General features: G+C 52.1%; 9 tRNA genes. All 9 read right to left on the bottom strand.

The annotated features are described in order from the left end of the window. Position 1 precedes the first annotated feature (1 nt). A tRNA-Ala gene (locus AMR95_RS10200) sits at positions 2-74 on the bottom strand. Between the two features lie 8 nt (positions 75-82). Further along, positions 83-159: transfer RNA gene (locus tag AMR95_RS10195), tRNA-Pro, on the bottom strand. Between the two features lie 7 nt (positions 160-166). After that, positions 167-243, bottom strand: a tRNA-Arg gene (locus AMR95_RS10190). A 10-nt stretch (positions 244-253) separates the two neighbouring features. Next, positions 254-339: transfer RNA gene (locus tag AMR95_RS10185), tRNA-Leu, on the bottom strand. A gap of 12 nt (positions 340-351) precedes the next feature. Beyond that, positions 352-423, bottom strand: a tRNA-Gly gene (locus AMR95_RS10180). 30 nt (positions 424-453) lie between these two features. After that, a tRNA-Leu gene (locus AMR95_RS10175) sits at positions 454-536 on the bottom strand. An 8-nt stretch (positions 537-544) separates the two neighbouring features. Then, a tRNA-Lys gene (locus AMR95_RS10170) sits at positions 545-620 on the bottom strand. A gap of 37 nt (positions 621-657) precedes the next feature. Further along, positions 658-733: transfer RNA gene (locus AMR95_RS10165), tRNA-Thr, on the bottom strand. 33 nt (positions 734-766) lie between these two features. After that, a tRNA-Val gene (locus tag AMR95_RS10160) sits at positions 767-842 on the bottom strand.

The following is an 842-nucleotide window of genomic DNA, read 5'->3' as shown; positions in this document are numbered from 1 at the left end:
GTGGAGCCTAGCGGGATCGAACCGCTGACCTCCTGCGTGCAAGGCAGGCGCTCTCCCAGCTGAGCTAAGGCCCCATAAAAGATGGTCGGGAAGACAGGATTCGAACCTGCGACCCCTTGGTCCCAAACCAAGTGCTCTACCAAGCTGAGCTACTTCCCGATCTTAATGGCGCGCCCGAGAGGAGTCGAACCCCTAACCTTTTGATCCGTAGTCAAACGCTCTATCCAATTGAGCTACGGGCGCTTATTTATAATGCCGAGGGCCGGACTTGAACCGGCACGGTAGTCACCTACCGCAGGATTTTAAGTCCTGTGTGTCTGCCAATTCCACCACCCCGGCGTGGATGGTATAAGCGGAAGACGGGATTCGAACCCGCGACCCCCACCTTGGCAAGGTGGTGTTCTACCACTGAACTACTTCCGCATTACAGGATTTCTTTATTTTATTTGGCAATGCGGGTGAAGGGACTTGAACCCCCACGTCATAAAGACACTAGATCCTAAGTCTAGCGCGTCTGCCAATTCCGCCACACCCGCATGAAACATGGTGAGCCATGAAGGACTCGAACCTTCGACCCTCTGATTAAAAGTCAGATGCTCTACCAACTGAGCTAATGGCTCGCTTTAAAAGCGACTTGTCTATCTTACCATATGAAAGTGGTGCCGGCAAGAGGACTTGAACCCCCAACCTACTGATTACAAGTCAGTTGCTCTACCAGTTGAGCTACACCGGCTTTATCTATCCTAACATTATGTAAGAATAAATATGGTGGAGGATGACGGGCTCGAACCGCCGACCCTCTGCTTGTAAGGCAGATGCTCTCCCAGCTGAGCTAATCCTCC

The sequence above is a fragment of the Bacillus sp. G1(2015b) genome, assembly GCF_001482475.1.
Classification (GTDB): Bacteria; Bacillota; Bacilli; order Bacillales; family Bacillaceae; genus Bacillus; species Bacillus safensis.
Note: the sequence above shows the minus strand (reverse complement) of the source record. Positions and strands in the feature narration are given on the sequence as shown.